A 15678-nucleotide genomic window follows, 5' to 3' on the forward strand; every position below is an offset into this window, starting at 1 on the left:
TCTGTCACACCACAAACCCTTCCACCCTATTCTGTAAACCGTATACAGATCCGAACAAAAATCCGCCGCTTCCGAAGAGCCGGAAACGACGGAACATTCAGGTATATGCGTATACAAAAAGAATGCAGGCTGATCCGTTAATAAGGCAGACGAAGAAACCCATCGAGATTTTTTCATTCCGCAGCGATATCATTCTTTCCTTTGCCAAGCTTTGTTCTGGTCTGCAGCGCTTGGCCCAATGGAACTTCAACCTGAATTTCTCCATCAAGATCGGTACGGTGGATAACCGATCCAATGTCGTTCAGCCGTTCGATCACCGTATCGCTGGGATGTCCGTAAGTATTGTTTGCGCCGACTGAAATCAGGGAAAGTGCGGGTGACCAGCGGCGAATCCAGCTTTCGGACGAGGAACCTTTGCTTCCATGGTGCCCGACCTTGAGCACTTCGACCCTGCCTCTTTCGCCGCGCTCATCCAGACGGGAAAGAATGTCCTGTTCCGCACTCTCTCCTATATCTCCGGTAAACAGGAAGGAATGCCCGTTCATCTCCATTCGGAACACAACCGAATATTCATTCTGCTCCTTCAATTGAGGCAGAAGACCGGCAAACGTTCCTGACGGATTCAAAAATTCCAATATTGTCCGTTCGTCGGGATTCCAAAGGTCTCCGTCGCGAGGCGCATATACTTCTGCCCCGAATTTCAACGCCGAAGCTAACAGCCGATCCAAATCTTCTCCGCCGCTGCGTGTACCGTTCATAATCAAGCGGTCCGTCGGAATTTCATCCAGCACCGCAAGCAGACCGCCGTAATGATCACGATCTCCGTGCGTCAAGATCACGGCATCCAAACGCTGTACGCCTCGTTTTTTCAGCAAAGGCACTACCACATCCCGGCCGACTTCATAAGGATCAAGACGTCGGCGCCATTCTTCTCCCGGACGTTCGAATCTCACCGTCCCTCCCCCGTCAACAAGCAGATTGCGACCCTCCGGCGTCGTAATCAGAATAGAATCCCCTTGCCCGACATCCAGCATCTGTACAAGGCCTGCGGAGCTGGGGCGGGGTTGATAGGCGGCGGTAAGCAGGCCGCCCAGAACAATGAAGGCCGCGGCGGCATACAGCGGCCTTAACCGATTACGGCGGCTGTCCGGCAGACCGCCGTAACGCACAGCGTGCGTCCTCGGCGGAGCAGCGCCCGAAGGCGCTCCGCCGAGAGAAGCCGCGGCATGCGATGCTGCCGCGGCGAAGGCCGCGAAGCGGCCGGGGCGGGCCCCTGCTCTGGGCCCGCCGGCGTGCGCGCGCATCCGGGGCACGCGCGTATGCGATCCGAGCGGCACCGTGTCGCCGCCGAGACCAAGCGCGGCGGCGGAGCCGGGCGACGCCACCTGCCCTTGAACGTCCGCCTCGGCGAAGGCGGACGGATCAGGCCGGCGCGCGCGGAGCAGCGCGGCGAGCAGAAATATGCCGCTGAACAAGGCGGCCTCATACAGCATGATCCAGCCGGGCGACGGCGACGCCCAGATTGTGCGTGCCCAGCGGATGGAGCCTCCGCCATCCGCGCACCAGAATACGGCGGCGTTGATCAGCCGCACCGGGTAAGCCGTCCACTCGGCGCCCTGCATCCAAAAGGTGCTTAGAAGCAGCGATACGGCACCGCAAGGGATCGACACCAGACTGATCAGCGGTACAAGCAGCAAATTGGCGGCCAGCCCGAGCAGCGGATACTGATTGAAGTAATAAATGCCGAGCGGAAAAGAGACAAGATCCGCAACGAGCGAAATCGCCGCTGCAGCCGCAATCGTCTTGGGCAAAAAGAACAAAATCCGCTGCATGGGGCGGACTAGGAGAATAATACCTGCTGTAACGACGAACGACAGTTGGAAGCTGATTGCAGTCAAATAAGACGGTTCCCACAGCAGCATGAGCAGCGCGGCCAAGCATAAAATATGCAGCCCATCCTTTAGCCACCCGCGCCTTGCCGCATACAGCCCGATCATGCTCATCAGCCCGGCACGAACAGCGGACGGCGACGCTCCGGTCAGCAGTACATACGGCGGAATAGCGCATAGCGCCGCAATTAACGACGATTCCTTGGTAACGCCAGTCCGGCGAAGCAGTAGAAGCACGGCTCCCACATACAGCCCTACGTGCATACCGGAAATGGCCAGTACATGCGTCATTCCAAGTCTCACGAAGTTTTGGTAGGTGTCAGGGTCCAGACCATCCCTCAGCCCTAACAGCAGTCCCTGCATGTAACCGGCTCCTACGCCGGGATACAGCTCCGATAATTTGTCCGCAAGAAATTCGCGCAAGTCATCCCGATGCCGCAGCAGCAGAAATTTGTCTTCTGCGTGATCGGCCGTCTCCACACTGGACGCGCCTCCGGCTTTTGCTATCCAATAAATTCGCTTCTCCCGCAAATAGCTGCGGTAATCAAAAGCACCGAAATTGCGAGCTTCCGCCGGAAGCTCCAGATCGGCCGAAACGATCAGTCGGTCGCCTCTTTTCCATGAAGTGGCGACATCCTGTTCTTCCTCGGCTGCCAGTTTAACACGCACAATGATCTTTTCCGATCGCCGCAGCGTAATGGACTCATTATTATCATGATTTCCCGGTATATCAGTCCGACTTGTTCCGTCGGCTCCGACTGCTGCACTCCGTAAATTTTCTTCGTCTGCTTCAGTCTTTTGTGAGCTTTGAGTCCCCATCCGATCGAACACCCGCTCAAGATCCATTTCGAACATCGCCAGATCGCCATCGATTTTCGCGGGACCCGCCATCTTGCCTTCCAGACGAACACCAGGGTAGCCGCCTTCTTCCTGCACGCCGAGCACTTCCGGCAGTATGGACAAGCTGCGGATATCACGGAACGTGCCGTAACCGGCTGCCAGCCACAGCGCCAAACCAAAGATCAACAGCCTTTTTAACGGCAGCTGTGCGAACGCCGCTGCAGCAAACCATATAAACGTTAAACCGGCCAGTACAGCGGTTAACTGCAGGCCGCCGTACAAATGAGCCGCAGCCGTTCCTGCCAGCCAGCAGACCGTAAATACAACCAAAGGTCGTCGATTCATGTCTTCTCTCCTACAGGGCCAGATCCGGCAGCATCTTCTCCAACATTTTGGGGCCGATGCCTTTCACTTTAACGATCTCGGTTACGTCGCGAAAAGAACCGTTCTGCGTGCGGTAATCGACGATAGCCTGTGCCTTTTTCTCGCCGATTCCCGGAAGATCCATCAACTGCTGAATATTGGCGGAATTGATATGGATTTTGCCGTCATCGACCGTTCTCGTATTTTGGGCTGTCGTATTTTGGGCTGCTGCTTCCACGCCTTCGACCGGTTGATAAATGTCGCCTTTCGCATTCGCAGCCGTTACCGCAGCAGCTGTATTCGGACCCGGAGCAGTCGGGCTTGCCGCTTGAGCCTCGCTGCCAGGCGGCTCTTTGATGGTCCCGCTTTTTACTGCGTCGTTTTTTTGATTAACCTGTTCTTTTTTGAGAGCAGCCTCATCTATCTTTTGAGTGACCCCATCCTTTTGTCCAGCTTCTGCGCCGGATTTACCGTCTGCATAGTCTGCCGCTCCATCCTTCTGCGAAGCCTCTGCAGCTTCAACCTCTTCATCCGTTCCTTCCTGAATGGCCAGTGCATGCTCAATCCGCTCATTCAGCGATTCCCAAGGAAGCCCTTCTGCTTCTTCACCTCCTGCGATTACAAGCACACCCGCTCCCAGTACGGCCGACATGCAGGCCGCCCATAACCATTCCTTTTTCATGTTCTCTGCCTCCCGAATGAAATTCAATTTCCTAAATTCCGCGTTCGGTTCCGGCGGCGCTTCGTCGGGGCGCTCCTTGTGCGGGCGGGGAACAGCGTTGTCAATCTCTTTTCTCCGCGTGAGCTCTGCCTTGTCTGCATTCATCGGCCGTCGCAACTCCTGAGCGCTGCGCGAAAAGCCAAAAAGCCTCTCGTCCCTAGCGTATAAATCGCTAGGGACGAGAGGCAGTGCTTCCCGTGTATTCCCCTAGTTGACGGCTTTGCGTGCTTCGCATGCCGTCGACTGGTTCATCCGATAACGGAGATGATCCGCTGCCTATTCGGCAGAACACTGCAATAATATGGAACCCATTCAACTGCATTTATTATAGAAAAAGAGCGGCTTCAAGTCAACGACCAAGCTTTTTCTGCGCAGCTGTGCCTTAGGGCTCTCATCCAAAATTTTCATTTAAACCTTCAAAATTTTCACCTGAACCTTCTGCCCGCTGAAACTTCTCATCCTCAGCTGTATTCATCAGATTCAACGTTTTAGAGACGCAGCTTTAGAGCTGTATCTTATCTGTCAAAAATCGATTTTAAGATATCGGCATTGAAACCGGAGTAGGCGGCTGATAATGTTCCATGCGACGGAATACAATCCCTTTTTGCTCCATCATCCCATGCACTTTGCCGCTGTCTTTTGGGTAGGCCCGGCAGTAGACTACTTCCGTAATGCCGCTGTTAGCCAGCATGTTGGCACAGGTCCAGCACGGCTCGTCAGTAACATATACCGTCGAGCCTTCGCGATCGGCACGGTCGGTAAACAGCAGCAGATTTTGCTCTGCATGGATTGTGCGTACGCATCTTTGCTTTTTAACAACCTTCTCTTCGCCGCCGCTGTGAACCAACTCGTATTCTTCGGCGATCATGCAGCCTGCTTCCGAGCAGTCCGGCACACCCATCGGCGCGCCGTTATACGCTGTACCGAGCAGCTTCTTGCCCTGCACGAGCACAGCGCCGACCTGACGTCTCGGACACTGTGAACGCGTCGACACCATAAAGGCGATATCCATAAAATACGTATCCCAATCCTTGCGCGGACTGCTTCCCATTGAGATCCCCCCGTTTTTCATCTGTCAGCCGGCCTGCCCGAATGAAGCGGAGACCACCGCCCTCTTATTCTATCGCAAATATATGCAGCGTTTACGGCGTATACACTAATAATCGACTTCATACTTGACGTTCAACATTTTCACACACCAAACGGGAGACGGACAAAGTTCGCCGCATCTCCCGCTGTGTACATCTTTTGAACAAGGATTCTGTCCAAATCCGATGTGATTAACGCACTAGTTTGCGACGATGTTCACCAGTTTGCCCGGGACAGCGATCACTTTACGGATTGTTTTTCCTCCCAGTGCGTTCTGCACATTTTCCAGACTCATCGCGTGATCTTCGAGTGCCTTAGCGTCCCAGTCCTTTTGAACGTTGGTCCGCTGAACAATCTTACCGTTGACCTGTACGACGATTTCGACTTCTGATTCCGTCGTCCATGCTTCGTCGAACTGCGGCCATGCCGCGTAAGTCAGGCTGTCACTGCGGCCCATTTTCTCCCACAGCTCTTCCGCGATGTGCGGCGCAAGCGGCGACAGCAGTTGAATGAAGTCTTCCATCGCCTGACGCGGCAGCACTTCCTGCTTGTAGGCATCGTTCGTAAAGATCATCAGTTGGCTGATCGCCGTGTTGAAGCGAAGAGCTTCCATGTCTTCCGTCACTTTCTTGATTGTCTTGTGCCATGTGCGCTTAAATTCATCCGTACCGGCCGCCGTATCCGAGATTTTTGCGCTCAGTGCGCCGTTATCTTCAACAAACATTCGGTAAACGCGGGACAGGAAGCGGTGCGAACCTTCTACGCCGTTCGTGTTCCAAGGCTTGGTCGCTTCAAGCGGCCCCATAAACATTTCGTAAATACGCAGCGTGTCTGCCCCGAATTCGTTCACAATCTCGTCCGGATTAATAACGTTGCCGCGCGATTTACTCATTTTCTCGTTATTCGGACCGAGGATCATCCCTTGGTTCACGAGCTTTTGGAAAGGTTCTTTTGTATTTACGACGCCAATATCATACAGGACTTTATGCCAGAAGCGAGCATACAGCAGGTGAAGCACTGCATGCTCCGCGCCGCCGATATAGAGGTCAACCGGCATCCAGTACTCCAATTTTTCTTTACTGCATAGCTCTTGATCGTTTTTCGGATCGATATAGCGCAGGTAGTACCAGCAGCTGCCTGCCCACTGCGGCATCGTATTAGTCTCGCGGCGAGCTTTCATACCTGTCTCCGGATCGATCACATTGACCCAATCCGTCGCGTTTGCCAGCGGCGACTCTCCCGTACCTGATGGCTTGATCTCGTCCATCTCCGGCAGCAGCAGAGGCAGGCTGTCTTCCGGAACGGCCTTCATGCTGCCGTCCTCCAGATGCAGAATCGGAATCGGCTCGCCCCAATAACGCTGACGGCTGAACAGCCAGTCGCGCAAACGATAGGTCGTTTTGCCTTCGCCTTTACCACTTTCTTCAAGCCATTCAATCATGCGTGCAATGGCGTCTTCTTTGTTCAATCCATCCAGGAAGCCGGAGTTAACGTGTTCGCCTTCGCCCGTATACGCTTCTTTTTCGATATCGCCGCCTTTAACGACTTCGATGATCTGGATGCCGAACTTCTTGGCAAATTCCCAGTCGCGCGTATCATGACCCGGAACAGCCATAATTGCACCGGTACCGTAAGCTGCCAACACATAATCCGCGATCCAGATCGGCAGCTTCGCTCCGTTGACGGGATTGACTGCGTAAGCGCCCGTGAACACACCGCTCTTGTCTTTGTTGAGGTCGGTACGTTCCAAGTCGCTCTTATGCGATGCTTTTTCCTGATAGGCCTTGACCGCTTCTTTCTCATGCTCGGTCGTAATGATATCCACCAGCGGATGTTCCGGCGCCAGCACACAGTACGTTGCGCCGTACAGCGTATCCGGACGGGTCGTGAACACGGCAATCGACTCGTTTGTGCCTTCGACCTGGAAAGTCACTTCCGCACCCTTCGATTTGCCGATCCAGTTGCGCTGCATATCTTTCAGACTTTCCGGCCAATCCAGCTCTTCCAGATCTTCCAGCAGACGATCGGCGTAAGCGGTAATTCTCAGCATCCATTGGCGCATCGGTTTGCGAATAACCGGATGCCCGCCGCGCTCGCTCTTGCCGTCGATCACTTCTTCATTCGCCAGTACCGTACCAAGCGCCGGACACCAGTTAACCGGAATTTCGGCCACATAAGCCAGATCCCGCTTGTACAGCTGCAGGAAAATCCACTGTGTCCATTTGAAATATTCCGGATCGGTCGTACTGATCTCACGGTCCCAATCGTATGAGAAGCCGAGTGACTTGATTTGACGACGGAAGTTGTTAATATTCTCGATCGTGAACTCACGCGGATGGCCGCCCTTGTCGATCGCATACTGTTCCGCCGGCAGACCGAACGCGTCCCAACCCATCGGATGCAGCACGTTGTAACCCTTCATCCGCTTATAACGGGAAACGATATCGGTCGCCGTCATACCTTCCGGGTGGCCGACATGAAGTCCTGCGCCGGATGGATACGGGAACATATCCATTGCATAAAACTTCGGCTTGCTGTGGTCGATGTCATCCGTTTTGAACGTTTTCTCTTCATCCCACTTCTTCTGCCATTTCGGCTCGATTACCTGGGCGCGGTAGCCTTGAATTTCGGCTCCCTGCTCGTTTCTTTCACTCATCGTCATCTGTCCCTTCGCTGCTGGATCTCCCTCTGTACCAGGCCGTGTACGCAAACTCACTGAAGTGCATCTTTACCTGCCTTTTCGTCCTCTACAGCGTCACTCCCCCTCGACGTGCCCCGGCACGCCTTCGGAAAAGTTCCTTGTATAGATCGAAAATTCAGTCAAATCTGCTCCCTTCGGAGTCTGCATACACGGCCTAAAAGCGGAGCTGAAATCAAAAAGCCCCTCGCCCCCGGCGTCATTAACGCCAGGGACGAGAGGCATTGCTTCCCGTGGTACCACCCTGATTAGCGGACAAAATGATTCTGCCGCTCACTCAAACATCCGATATCGGGGATGAGCCGATGCGGCTGAACGCGTGCCTGCCGTGATCCGGGGCCGCCGTCTGTCCGCATATCTCCGAGGCGAGTTCGTACAGGGTCCGCTACCGGCTTCCACCAACCGCCGGCTCTCTTGAAAACGTCCGCCTGCCTACTAATCCTCATCATCGACGAGCAAATCTTTAGTTGCGCTTGCAATGCCCCTATTATATAGAAAACAAAAGCGAAAAGTCAATGACTCGGCGCCTTGCGGCCTTGAGCTGTGGTATACTGATAGGCGCTCCCTGCCGCGGAGGATGTCCGAATATTTTTTGCCTGCTGCGGCGGAAGCCGGACAGGGCGTAAGCCCTTTTTATTCACAAGGAGGAATTCCCTATGTTTACCCCTGAACAGGTCAAACCTTTTATCACACATGCCGATCCGCTCGTCAGCAACGCGGCGATCCGGTTCTTGGCTGAGACGTATAAGTACCCGCAGGATATCTCCGCTCTGGTGCTGGAGAAGCTTGTGGCTGCACCGAAAAAAGAAGATATTTATCTGCACCGTGCTGCTTCTTTTCCTCAGACTAAAATTACCGTTCAAGCGATGCTTCACCTGCTCAAAGCCAATATGGTGAGCGGCAATGCCCGAATCTTCCTGTCCCGCATGCTGCTGGGCAGCAGTCCGGAACTGCTGAAACCGGTGCTGGAGCAAATTCGGGCACTTGACGAGGATTGGTACGACGAGGCGGCTGAACGCGTACGCATTTCGGAACTGGATGACCAATCGGTACGCCAACTTTTTAATGAAGAAACGCAAAAAAACAGCGGGCTGGATTACGGAGACATCGATTACGATAAGCTGGATCTGCTATTGAGCGAACTGATCGAACGTGAAATGCTGCAGCCGCGTGAGACGATAGACGAGCTGCAGGAGCAGTATACGAAAGATCCGGAATCCGTAAGCACGGTATATCTGATCCAGGCGGCCGGCAAGCTGAAGATTTCGTACGCGCTTCCTCTATTCTACGACGCGCTTAAGTCTGACAACGATCTTGTTGCCGAACAGGCTGCAGACGCGCTCGTGCGTGTAGGCAGTGAGGAAGTTGTCGAAAAGCTGGTGCAGATGTACGCCGAGGAAAAAGAGGGCTTCCTGCTGCTGAGTATCGTCGATATCTTATCGCGCATCCTGCTGCCTTCCGCCGAAGAAGCGCTGATCGCTCTGCTCGAAAAAGAAGATCATTTCACCCGCATTGCGAAGCTCGCCGACGGTCTCTGCCGTCTTGGCTCGGAGCAGGCGCTGCCGGTTGTGCAGGAACTGGTGAAGATCGGCTATGACAAAGACTACGTAGAGCTGAAGGAATCCATTTACTCCTGCTGTGTCATGATGAGCCGATTCCTGCCAGAACTCGACGAATGGCGCCGCGAGATCGCAGCCGAGGATGAAGAACGGGCGAAGAAGCTGCAGGGATAAGAGAAAAGACTGATCCCTTCCGGACAGATCTTTTTGATTTCGATGTACCAACATAACAACAAAAGAGAGCGGACCCGAGGTCCGCTCTCTTTTTTATTCTCCGGGATAGTCGAGTCTCCTTCGATGAAGCACTCGAAGCAGAATCCCCGCCGATAAAACGCCATAACCAAGAGCCGCTCCGATCGGCAGCCACTTGGCTCCTGTCCCTATATCTCCGTAGAATATCATGGCATGCAGCGCAAGCTGAAGCGGCGGCAAAATGTGGGTCAGCCACTCCCATCCACCTGGCAGTGCTTCTCCGATCCCGCGTGCTCCAAATGCCAAAGCGATCCAGGTAAAGAGTCCAAGCATCGCATAGAACCGGGACTCGAACAGTTTGACCGTGAACCATCCGGCAAGCGACACACCGAGACCGGCAAGAGATACGTGATACAGCAGTCCCATCAATAGTTCTTCAAGCATCGGGAAACGTTCGAATCGACCAAGCAGCGTCGGGTACAGCACAGCGAGGAGTCCCAATACCGAAGCAAAGATCCACGCATACAGCAGCTTGGCTCCGCTTAAGCGGACCAGACTGCGGGCATGCATCATCGTCGCCATCTCCTGATTGCCCGCCTCGACATCGATCATCAGACTGCCAATCGCTGCCGCGACGACGAACAGCATTGAAGCGGTAAAAGCATAGCTTTCCATGATCGGATTGGGTCCCGAGCTGTAGATCAACGCCAAAATAGCAGCAAAAATCACCGTAGGTGCTCCGAAACGGTAGGAACGTATGAAGCAGCGGTGCAGGTACTCTAACATCGCCTTCATCGAGCGCCCTCCTTCCGCTTCAGCGACAGCAAGGTACCGTCCGCCGCCCAAAACTCATGCATGAAGTCTCGGCAGACGTCTGCAGAGATCCTGCAGCGCAGTGCATTGCCGGCCACGCTCCATTCGGTGTTCGGAAACGCGTTGGCAAGCCGCTGCCTGGTCTCTTCCGGCAGAAGGCCATCCAGCTCGTAAAAAACCGACACCGACGAAGCTTCTCCATTTGCAGCCGCTTCCTCCAGAGTAAGACGGCCTTCCCGAATTCGGTAGGTCTTACTCACTGCTTCCCAAGATGCCAACGGATCATGCAGAGCGGTCACGACCGCGGTCCCTTTCACCCGAAGCCCGTGCAGCAGCGTCAGCAGTTTCTCGGAAGAATCGGTATCAAGTCCGGAAAACGGCTCGTCGAGCAGCAGCAGATCAGGCTCGCACAAGCAGGCCTGCATCAGATTGACCTTCTGCAGCATCCCTTTCGAATAATGAATCAGCATCGACGAGCTGCCTGCCGGCAGATCAAGCAGAGTATGCAGCTCTTTAATCCGCAGATGCAAATCATCATTCGGCATACCGGCGATCTTCCCCATGTGGGTCAGATATTCTTCCGACGTCAGACGCAGCTTTGGCAGACGATCCGGGGCAAACCCGATCCTCAAATTGCGCTCTCCCCAAACGACACGCCCCTTACTCGTCGGGATGATCCCTGCCGTCAGTTTGAGCAGCGTACTTTTGCCCGAACCGTTACCGCCGCGAAGAATCATGCTTTCTCCCCGGTGGAGCGTCAGCGAAATGTCAGCCAGTACTTGGCGAGATCCGTAACTCCGATCGACATTTTCAAGTGTCAGCAGCGGAGAAGCGGAGCCTATACTGTCACCCTCAGCCTGCCAATCGGACATCTCTTTTTTTTTCGTGTATGTACTTGCTTCTATCACCGTCTGTTTCGGTGGACCGGACACCGCGAATGCGGCCCATGGTCTAATATTCAGCATCCTTCTCATCTCCTCCTTTCCCATCTTAAGGGAATAGAGGTTGTTTTTCAAAATTGAGAAGTTTTTAAAATAATCGGAGTTCAGTATACAGCGAACAATCAGGCCGGATCGGATCGGTTATTTTCTTTTCGATTACTTTCCTTTCAATTATTTTCCTTTTCGATATCCGAGTGGCGTCATTCCCGCAAACTGCTTGAACTGCCGCATAAAGTGCGTCTCATTTTCATATCCGCACAATCCGCCGACCTCTCCGACAGACAGCCCTGTACTGCTCAGCAAGTATTTCGCATATTCGATCCGTCCACGGATCATATCGGTCACGACGGAACATCCAAAGAGCTCCTTATACAAATGCTGAAAATATGATTTGCTTAGGCTTGCCCGCGCAGCCAGTTCTTCCACTCGCAACCTGACATCCGGCGATCCATACAACTCCCCTCGCAGTCGATACAGAACTTCCGCGTAACGTTCCGCTCTTGTCGATACCGCCTCCCGCGCAAGAGCATTGCTCAGTTTCGTAAACAAACTTTGCAGTTCCAGATCAACAATACGGTCGTGATGCGGACCTTGTTCCCGTTCCGCGTTCTGCAGCTCAAGCACATGGCGGGGAACAATAAAAGGATCGGCCGCCGCGACTATACGATTCATCGGAAAATCGAGCTGCTTGAGCAGTTCGCCGAGCCCTTCTCCTTCGCAGTGAAACCAATCGTTTACAAACGGTCTCTCCAAGTCCCGATAAGCATGCGGCATATCCGGAGAAAACAGAATATACGAGTTGGACTCCGCCTGCTCGGAACGGCCGTTTATCATCACTTCCGCTCTTGAACGAAAAAACACAAAAGCATAATTTCCCGCACCGTTCTGGCGTTCGATCGTGATTCCTTCTCGATGTGTAAAACGGCATCCGCAGTTAATCAGCCGAATCATCTCAATCCCCCCAGCTGCCGATCGAGCACGATTCGTCAGTTTTTAGCCATTATAATTCATTGCTTCGCGTTCCGGCAAACGGCTATACTTTGAACGTGAATTTCCATCTTTCAGTAGAGTTGAAGTCAGTGGAATTGAAGATGGAAGTGGATTCCTTGGAAGGGGCTGAATTTAAATTGGAAGCTTATCTTTTTGTACATTTCAAAGAAAAAAAGACGCCGGACGGCGAGCAGGTCTACTTCGCGCTCAGCAGGGACGGCTTTAACTGGGAAACGGTAAACGGTGGTCAGCCGGTGCTGGAGAGCATACTCGGAGAAAAAGGGGTTCGCGACCATACCATTGTCCGGACAGACGAAGGCAAGTTTTATATTCTCGCTACTGACCTCAGCCTGGCGAATTCTTTCGAAGGCAAATATAAAGGCGACTGGGCCAATATCGGAACCGGCGGCAGCAAATGCTTGTCGCTCTGGGAGTCGGAAGATCTGATAAACTGGTCGGCTCAGCGGCTGGTTGAACTGGGCGATGAAAACTTTGGCTGCCTATGGGCCCCAGATATCATCCGCGATCCTAAGGAAGGCGATTATGTTGTCCATTGGTCATCCTCCCACGCTTTCAACAATTACGGCCCAAAAGCCATCTATTATTCGCGCACCCGGGATTTTCAGACATTTACGGAGCCGAAGCTGCTGTGCCAAAAATCCGACAGCGGGATTATCGACTCCGCAATCTACGAGGAAGACGGCTTCTTCTATCGATTCCTCAAAAGCGAAGCCAATCCCGAAACGCTCATTTTGGAAAAAGGGGCCTCGATCACCGGTGAAGATTATACAAGGGTTCCCGTATTTGATGAGGAAATGGCCAAGCTGCAGCAGGGAGTATACGAAGCGCCTACCGCTTTTCGGTTGAAAAATGGCAAATGGTGCTTAATGCTTGATTTTTATGGTGTAGAAGGCGAAGGTCAGGGATACGTACCGTTTATCGCCGATACGTTGGCGGACGGGCGCTTTATTCGATCCGACGAAAGCTTCAGCTTTCCGTACGGCTTCAAACACGGAACGATACTCGGGATAACGGACGAGGAGTATCAACGAATCAAGACGCATTATGAAAGTGTCAAGTCTGCGGGTAAATCGGATGAAACGGACTGAATGAACTGAACGGCGAATAAGTTTGGTCCGATTCACAGCGATATTTTTCAGAAAAAATACGTGAAATTCATGGAGCCGGGTCCCGCATTTCGAGCCCGGTTTTTTCTTATAATAGGGATATTGACAGCAATTTAGCTGGGGCGTATAATCTCATTTTGTAAGAAATCACTTTTTCGAGACGTAGCTCAGCTTGGTAGAGCGCTTGCTTCGGGAGTAAGAGGCCGCAGGTTCGAATCCTGTCGTCTCGATTGGATATTGGATTTGAAAATGGTTACACCTAAAAGCCGCACCCTTTTTGGGAATGCGGCTTTTTTGTATACTGTATTGTCTTTACTGTATTATCTTACTGCTATCGTCTTTACTGCTGCAGACGCCAAAGGGAAGACTCCCGCTGAAGCAAGCAGCCTTCCCTTCGGAATTGAAAACTTAAACTTTAAACCGTCCAACTGCCTGCTGCAGTTCTTCCGCCATTGAACTCAGCGATGTGGAGGACGAAGTGATCTCCTGCATAGCTGCAAGTGTTTCCTCGGCAGCAGCTGCAATGGTCTGAGTCGCAGAGGAAGCTTCATCAGCAACGCTGGAAATGCCGTCAATCGCACTCAGCATCGTTTCGGTGCCCTGCGAGATCGCCTGCGAACGGTCGAACACATCCTGAATCTGCTGACTGACCTGCAGAACCGAGCCGCGGATTTCTTCGAAAATAGTCTGCGTTTGCGTGATAACCCCTATGCCGTCGCCGACTTCGCGTGTAGCCGAATCGACAGACTTGACGACTCCACCGATATCCTGCTGAATAGCGGCAATCAGACCTTCGATCTGCTTGGTCGACTGTGAAGACTGTTCGGCAAGCTTCCGCACTTCATCCGCCACGACTGCAAATCCGCGCCCCTGATCGCCTGCACGCGCCGCTTCAATAGCGGCATTAAGAGCCAATAGATTGGTCTGACTGGAAATTTCCTGAATAACTCCAACGATATTTCCGATTTCTTTGGATCGGTGGCCCAGTCCCTGTACAACCTGAGACAAGGAAGTTACCGTATCGGAGATCGAATTCATCTGATCGATCGCCGTAATGACCGAACGCTCTCCTTCTTCCGATTTGGCAGAAGTGTCGGCCACCGTTGCATAAACGGCTTGAGCACTGGTTACAATGTCTTGAACCCCTGAAGCCATGTTTTGGCCTGCATCATTCGACACTTTCGCCTGCTGGATCTGAGCATCCGCACCTTCGGCCATATCCTGGGCATACCCTGCAATTTGTTCGGTAGCACGCGCCGTCTGTTCCGAACTTGCCGCAAGCTCTTCCGATGAAGCGGCCACTTGGTTCGTTGTGTCTGTGACCCTTGTAATCACTTCGCCAAGCGAATCTACCATGGCGTTAAAGCTTGTTCCCAGCTGGCCCAGCTCGTCTTTTCCTGTATACTCGACTCTCTGTGTCAAATCTCCGGCTCCGATTACAGCTGTCGTTTTATTCAATGCACGCATTGGCACTAAAATCGAACGAATAATAACGAAAGCAATGACGGCTCCTCCCAGAAGAGCAATCCCGATAACAATCAATGTGGTTACAAGAATACTCGAAGCGGCTTCTCCGAATTCTGCTGTATACAGCGTGCCGGCGATTTTCCAGCCGGTTCTTTCGTTCGTTGTGAACACCAGCTGCTTATCTGCGCCTTCATAATCATATTGGAATTGTCCTGCAGGCTCTGTGTATACCCGGTTATAGTAGTAAACATCCGGAGCCTTGCTGCCAATTTCACTTGTCGGATGATAAATGTAGTTCTTGTCTTGATCCAAAATGTAGACGTAGCCTTTTTCTCCGATCTTGACTCCTTCGGCCATCTCTTCTACTTGGTTTAATGTCACGTCGACTGCGGCAACTCCGCGTCCATCGCTCGTAGCCCGTGCGAAAGTCACGACCAGATTGCCGGAAGTGCTCGATACGTATGCTGGACTTACAATCACTTTCCCTTCCGATTGCATCGCCTCCATATACCAGGGACGGGTCCGTGCATCAAAATCACTTGTGTTCAACATGTCGGAAGGCGCGTTGAGATATAATCCGCTTTCCGTTCCGATATAAGCAAGTTCAACTTCAGGGTGAACGGCTTTGTACAATTCCAGTTCATTCGAGACTTGAGCGCTTACCCCCAGATTTTGACCTTCTTGTGCAGTGACCGAAGCTAACGTGACCGACTCGGCCAACAATTCAACTTCCTGCTGTTTGGCCTGGACAAATTGATCGATCGCTGTATTCAACAGGTGAACGCTGCTGTCTGCCTTTTGTACAATTTGATCCTCCACCGTGTCTGCGGCTTCATCGTAAGCGATGAAGCCAATCAGCAGGCTGGGTATGATCAGCAGTACTGCAAAAGACGCGATTAGTCGAAACCTGATCGATGTTCCGCGAAGCGAAATCCGCCTGCCTCCTGCACTTTTCTTATTCTTTTTCACCGTTCAGTCCCCCTGCTTGA

The 15678-nt window shown here is 52.8% G+C and carries 10 protein-coding genes, 1 tRNA gene and 1 other annotated feature; of the genes, 3 read left to right on the plus strand and 8 right to left on the minus strand.

Annotation, left to right across the window (positions count from 1 at the left end; all coding sequences use genetic code 11):
- Window positions 1-173: 173 nt before the first annotated feature.
- The 4 genes from F456_RS0104165 to leuS form a co-directional block, all read right to left on the minus strand.
- On the minus strand, window positions 174-3074 hold the full coding sequence (locus F456_RS0104165) for a ComEC/Rec2 family competence protein (RefSeq protein ID WP_018975748.1): 2901 nt from the start codon (window positions 3072-3074) through the stop codon (window positions 174-176).
- 10 nt (window positions 3075-3084) lie between these two features.
- On the minus strand, window positions 3085-3774 hold the full coding sequence (locus F456_RS23430; RefSeq protein ID WP_083923493.1) for a ComEA family DNA-binding protein: 690 nt from the start codon (window positions 3772-3774) through the stop codon (window positions 3085-3087).
- A gap of 574 nt (window positions 3775-4348) precedes the next feature.
- Window positions 4349-4864, minus strand: a complete 516-nt coding sequence (locus tag F456_RS0104175) for a deoxycytidylate deaminase (RefSeq protein WP_018975750.1) — start codon at window positions 4862-4864, stop codon at window positions 4349-4351.
- A gap of 237 nt (window positions 4865-5101) precedes the next feature.
- On the minus strand, window positions 5102-7558 hold the full coding sequence (gene leuS / locus F456_RS0104180; protein ID WP_018975751.1) for a leucine--tRNA ligase: 2457 nt from the start codon (window positions 7556-7558) through the stop codon (window positions 5102-5104).
- A gap of 249 nt (window positions 7559-7807) precedes the next feature.
- Window positions 7808-8058, minus strand: a binding site (T-box leader).
- 198 nt (window positions 8059-8256) lie between these two features.
- On the opposite strand from leuS, the gene F456_RS0104185 reads away from it, so the two are divergent.
- Window positions 8257-9333: a HEAT repeat domain-containing protein gene (locus F456_RS0104185; RefSeq protein ID WP_018975752.1), complete on the plus strand. Its 1077-nt coding sequence runs from the start codon at window positions 8257-8259 to the stop codon at window positions 9331-9333.
- Between the two features lie 93 nt (window positions 9334-9426).
- Here the strand turns inward: F456_RS0104185 and F456_RS0104190 are convergent, their stop codons facing one another.
- The 3 genes from F456_RS0104190 to F456_RS0104200 form a co-directional block, all read right to left on the minus strand.
- Window positions 9427-10146, minus strand: a complete 720-nt coding sequence (locus tag F456_RS0104190) for a hypothetical protein (protein WP_018975753.1) — start codon at window positions 10144-10146, stop codon at window positions 9427-9429.
- The gene (locus F456_RS0104195) at window positions 10143-11129 is read right to left on the minus strand and encodes an ABC transporter ATP-binding protein (protein WP_018975754.1); all 987 of its coding nucleotides are present in this window, start codon (window positions 11127-11129) and stop codon (window positions 10143-10145) included. Before F456_RS0104195 ends, F456_RS0104190 begins: the two co-directional genes overlap by 4 nt.
- Window positions 11130-11276: 147 nt before the next feature.
- Entirely contained in the window at window positions 11277-12056 is a 780-nt protein-coding gene (locus F456_RS0104200) for a helix-turn-helix domain-containing protein (protein WP_018975755.1), read from the minus strand.
- Between the two features lie 128 nt (window positions 12057-12184).
- Here F456_RS0104200 and F456_RS0104205 point away from each other — a divergent pair, with 128 nt between their 5' ends.
- The gene (locus F456_RS0104205) at window positions 12185-13204 is read left to right on the plus strand and encodes a glycoside hydrolase family 43 protein (RefSeq protein WP_018975756.1); all 1020 of its coding nucleotides are present in this window, start codon (window positions 12185-12187) and stop codon (window positions 13202-13204) included.
- 174 nt (window positions 13205-13378) lie between these two features.
- Window positions 13379-13452 (plus strand) — tRNA-Pro (locus F456_RS0104210).
- A gap of 178 nt (window positions 13453-13630) precedes the next feature.
- Here F456_RS0104210 and F456_RS0104215 read toward each other — a convergent pair.
- Window positions 13631-15658 (minus strand): methyl-accepting chemotaxis protein, encoded by a 2028-nt coding sequence (locus F456_RS0104215; RefSeq protein WP_018975757.1) that lies wholly within the window; start codon window positions 15656-15658, stop codon window positions 13631-13633.
- Window positions 15659-15678 lie beyond the last annotated feature (20 nt).

The organism is Saccharibacillus kuerlensis DSM 22868 (genome assembly GCF_000378145.1).
Taxonomy (GTDB): domain Bacteria; phylum Bacillota; class Bacilli; order Paenibacillales; family Paenibacillaceae; genus Saccharibacillus; species Saccharibacillus kuerlensis.